At 71.1% G+C, this 4,282-nt stretch carries 4 protein-coding genes; all 4 read right to left on the minus strand.

Annotated elements, in window-relative coordinates; all coding sequences use genetic code 11:
• Window positions 1-161: 161 nt before the first annotated feature.
• Window positions 162-1,088 carry a tRNA pseudouridine(55) synthase TruB gene (truB, locus tag ABTY40_RS30750; RefSeq protein WP_352062509.1) on the minus strand — a complete coding sequence of 309 codons (927 nt, stop codon included), beginning with the start codon at window positions 1,086-1,088 and terminating at the stop codon, window positions 162-164.
• The gene (gene rbfA, locus ABTY40_RS30755) at window positions 1,085-1,525 is read right to left on the minus strand and encodes a 30S ribosome-binding factor RbfA (RefSeq protein WP_345286890.1); all 441 of its coding nucleotides are present in this window, start codon (window positions 1,523-1,525) and stop codon (window positions 1,085-1,087) included. Before rbfA ends, truB begins: the two co-directional genes overlap by 4 nt.
• 29 nt (window positions 1,526-1,554) lie before the next feature.
• Window positions 1,555-1,848 (minus strand): DUF503 domain-containing protein, encoded by a 294-nt coding sequence (locus ABTY40_RS30760; RefSeq protein ID WP_345286892.1) that lies wholly within the window; start codon window positions 1,846-1,848, stop codon window positions 1,555-1,557.
• Between the two features lie 140 nt (window positions 1,849-1,988).
• Window positions 1,989-4,282, minus strand: a 2,294-nt coding sequence (gene infB, locus ABTY40_RS30765) for a translation initiation factor IF-2 (RefSeq protein ID WP_352062510.1), incomplete at its 5' end; no start/stop codon positions are given.

Raw genomic sequence — 4,282 nt, forward strand, 5'->3', positions numbered from 1 at the left:
CTCTCCGCTTCTGTTCAGTCCGCGTGCCCCCCGTCCGTGTTCTATCGGGTGACGTCTCTGTCATCTTCGCCCCCGTAGTGTGCCGGCAGGGGGGGGGGGGGGGGGCCGGGGCGGCCCCCCCCCACCGTGAGCGCCGTGTCCGGGCCGCGGGCCCGGCCGGCTCAGCCGAAGACGGCGAGGCTCTTGGCCTTGCCCCGCTGGTCCTCGACGAGCGCGAGCAGCGTCCCGCCCGGCCCGAAGACCGCGACCGGTCCCTTCGGGTAGGCGGGCATCTCCAGGCGGACCCCGTTCAGGAGCAGCCGGGCCCGCTTCTCGTCCACGTCCCAGCGCGGGAAGGCCGCCTCGGCGGCCTCGGCGACCGGCATGACCGTGAGCTCCTCCTGGAGCTGGTCGAGCGTCCGGGCCGAGTCCAGCTTGTACGGGCCGACCCGGGTGCGGCGCAGGGCGGTGAGGTGGCCGCCCACGCCGAGTCCGGCGCCGAGGTCCCGGGCCAGTGCCCGGATGTACGTACCGGAGGAGCAGACCACCGAGACCACGAGGTCGACGACGGGGGTGCCGTCCTCGGCGGTGTCCTCGCGGACGTCGTACACCCGGAAGGAGGAGACGGTGACCGGACGGGCCGGGATCTCGAACTCCTCGCCGCCGCGCACGCGCGCGTAGGACCGCTTGCCGTCGATCTTGATCGCGGAGACCTTCGACGGCACCTGCATGATGTCGCCGGTGAGCTCGGCCACGCCCGCGTCGATCTGCTCGCGGGTGACCTTCGACGCGTCGACCGACGCCGTGATCTCGCCCTCGGCGTCGTCGGTGACGGTGGTCTGGCCCAGGCGGATGGTGCCCAGGTACTCCTTCTCGGTCAGCGCGAGGTGACCGAGCAGCTTGGTCGCCCGCTCCACGCCGAGGACGAGGACGCCCGTGGCCATGGGGTCGAGCGTGCCGGCGTGGCCGACGCGACGGGTCCTGGCGATCCCGCGCATCTTGGCCACGACGTCGTGCGAGGTGAAGCCCGACGGCTTGTCGACGATGACGAGGCCGTCGAGGGGACCCCTCCCGGCCGTGGCCGGGGGGGTCCTGTCTGCGGTGCTCATTCGGCGGCTTCGTCCTCGTCCTGCTTCTTGTACGGGTCGGCGTCACCGGCGAAGGTGGCGCCCGAGGAGGCCTGGCGCACCTGGGCGTCCGAGGCCCGCGCCTTGTCGAGAAGGTCCTCGATGGTCCGGGCGTTCTCCGGGAGGGCGTCGGCCACGAAGGTGAGCGTCGGGGTGAACTTGGTTCCCGCCGCCCGGCCCACCGCCGAACGGAGGACGCCCTTGGCGCTCTCCAGGCCCGCGGCGGCGCTGGCCCGGTCCTCCTCGTCGCCGTAGACCGTGTAGAAGACCGTGGCCTCCCGCAGGTCACCGGTGACACGGGTGTCCGTGATCGTCACGTGCGTGCCCAGGCGCGGGTCCTTGACACCGCGCTGGAGCTTCTCCGCGACCACCTCCCGGATGAGGTCCGCCAGTTTCTTCGCCCGCGCGTTGTCGGCCACTGGTCCGTCTCCTTCTTTGCCTTGCTCAATCAGTCTTCATCAGTGTGGAACCTGCGTCGCACCGACAGCAGCTCCACCTCGGGCCGGGCGGCGACGAGCCGCTCGCAGCGGTCGAGCACGTCCGACACGAACCCCGGGTCCCCGGCCACCAGCGCGACCCCCAGCCGGGCTCTGCGATGGAGGTCCTGGTCGCCCACCTCGGCCGCGCTCACGGAGAACTTGCGCTGGAGCTCGGCGACGATGGGCCGGACGACGGAGCGTTTCTCCTTCAGCGAGTGGACGTCGCCGAGGAGCAGGTCGAAGGACAGGGTCCCCACATACATGTGTGTCCGGATGTCCCGCCGGTTCGGGGTCAGTGGCCCCGCCGACCGCTCGGCGAGGACACCTGAAACCGTACACGCAACGGCCGGGGCCGATCGACGGAAATAATCTCCGCCGACCGGCCCCGGCTCACCGCTGTGCGTCAGGCGCGCGGCTTCTCGCGCATCTCGTACGTCGCGATGACGTCGTCCACCTTGATGTCGTTGAAGTTTCCGAGGTTGATACCACCCTCGAAGCCCTCGCGGATCTCGGTGACGTCGTCCTTGAAGCGACGCAGGCCCTCGATGTTGAGGTTCTCCGCCACGACCTTGCCGTCGCGGATGAGGCGCGCCTTGGTGTTGCGCTTGACCTCGCCCGAGCGGATGAGGACACCGGCGATGTTGCCCAGCTTGGACGAGCGGAAGACCTCGCGGATCTCCGCCGTACCGAGCTCGACCTCTTCGTACTCCGGCTTGAGGAGGCCCTTGAGCGCCGCCTCGATCTCCTCGATCGCCTGGTAGATGACCGAGTAGTACCGGACGTCGACGCCCTCGCGCTCCGCCATCTGCGCGGCACGGCCGGCCGCGCGGACGTTGTAGCCGATGACGATGGCGTCGGAGCCCATGGCCAGGTCGATGTCGGACTCGGTGACCGCACCCACACCGCGGTGCAGGACGCGGATGTCGACCTCTTCACCGACGTCGAGCTGGAGCAGCGAGGACTCGAGAGCCTCGACCGCACCGGACGCGTCGCCCTTGATGATGAGGTTGAGTTCCTGGATCTGACCGGCCTTGAGCACCTTGTCGAGGTCCTCGAGGGACACCCGGCGGACGCGCTTGGCGAAGGCGGCGTTGCGCTCACGCGCGGCGCGCTTCTCGGCGATCTGGCGGGCCGTGCGGTCCTCGTCGACGACGAGGAAGTTGTCGCCGGCACCCGGGACGTTGGTGAGACCCAGGACCAGGACCGGAGTCGACGGGGTCGCCTCCTCGACGTTGTTGCCCTTGTCGTCGAGCATGGCCCGGACGCGGCCGTACGCGTCGCCGACGACCATGGTGTCGCCGATGCGCAGCGTTCCGCGCTGGACCAGGACCGTCGAGACGGCACCGCGGCCGCGGTCGAGGTGGGACTCGATCGCGATGCCCTGCGCGTCCTGGTTCGGGTTGGCCCGCAGGTCGAGCGAGGCGTCCGCGGTGAGGACCACGGCCTCCAGGAGGGCGTCGATGTTGAGGCCCTGCTTGGCGGAGATGTCGACGAACATGGTGTCGCCGCCGTACTCCTCGGCCACCAGACCGAACTCGGTCAGCTGACCGCGGACCTTGGTCGGGTCCGCGCCCTCGACGTCGATCTTGTTCACCGCGACCACGATCGGCACGTCGGCCGCCTTGGCGTGGTTGAGCGCCTCGATCGTCTGGGGCATCACACCGTCGTTGGCCGCCACCACGAGGATCGCGATGTCGGTCGACTTCGCACCACGGGCACGCATGGCGGTGAACGCCTCGTGACCCGGGGTGTCGATGAAGGTGATGGCCCGGTCCTCGTCGTTGACCTGGGTCGTGACCTGGTAGGCACCGATGTGCTGGGTGATGCCACCGGCCTCGCCCGCGACGACGTTCGTCTTGCGGATGGCGTCGAGGAGACGGGTCTTACCGTGGTCGACGTGACCCATGACGGTCACGACCGGCGGACGGGAGACCAGGGCCTCTTCGCCGCCCTCGTCCTCGCCGAACTCGATGTCGAAGGACTCGAGCAGCTCACGGTCCTCCTCCTCCGGCGAGACGATCTGAACCTGGTAGTTCATCTCGTCGCCGAGGAGCTGCAGCGTCTCGTCGGAGACGGACTGCGTGGCCGTGACCATCTCGCCGAGGTTCATCATGACCGCGACGAGCGACGCCGGGTTGGCGTTGATCTTCTCCGCGAAGTCGGTGAGGGACGCACCGCGCGACAGGCGAATGGTCTCGCCGCCGCCGCGAGGCAGCATCACGCCGCCCACGGACGGGGCCTGCATGGCCTCGTACTCCTGGCGCCTCTGCCGCTTCGACTTGCGACCGCGACGCGCGGGACCGCCGGGACGGCCGAAGGCGCCCTGCGTGCCACCACGGCCACCGGGACCACCGGGACGGCCACCGAAGCCGGGACGACCGCCGAAGCCGCCGCCACCGCCACCGGGACCACCCGGACGGCCACCGCCGCCACCGGGACCACCGGGACGGCCGGCGAAGCCGCCGCCGCCACCACCGGGACCGGCCGGACGGCCGGCGAAGCCGGGACGACCGCCACCGCCGCCGCCGGGACCACCGGGACGACCGCCGGGGCCACCCGGGCCACGGCCGCCGGGGCCCGGACGCGGGCCGGCCGCGGGACGCTGCGGCATCATGCCCGGGTTCGGGCGGTTACCGCCGGGCGCGCCGCCCGGACGGGGAGCCTGCGGGCGCGGCATGCCACCCGGGGTGGGCCGGC

It is taken from the genome of Streptomyces sp. NPDC126503, from assembly GCF_040302405.1.
Lineage (GTDB): Bacteria > Actinomycetota > Actinomycetes > Streptomycetales > Streptomycetaceae > Streptomyces > Streptomyces gulbargensis.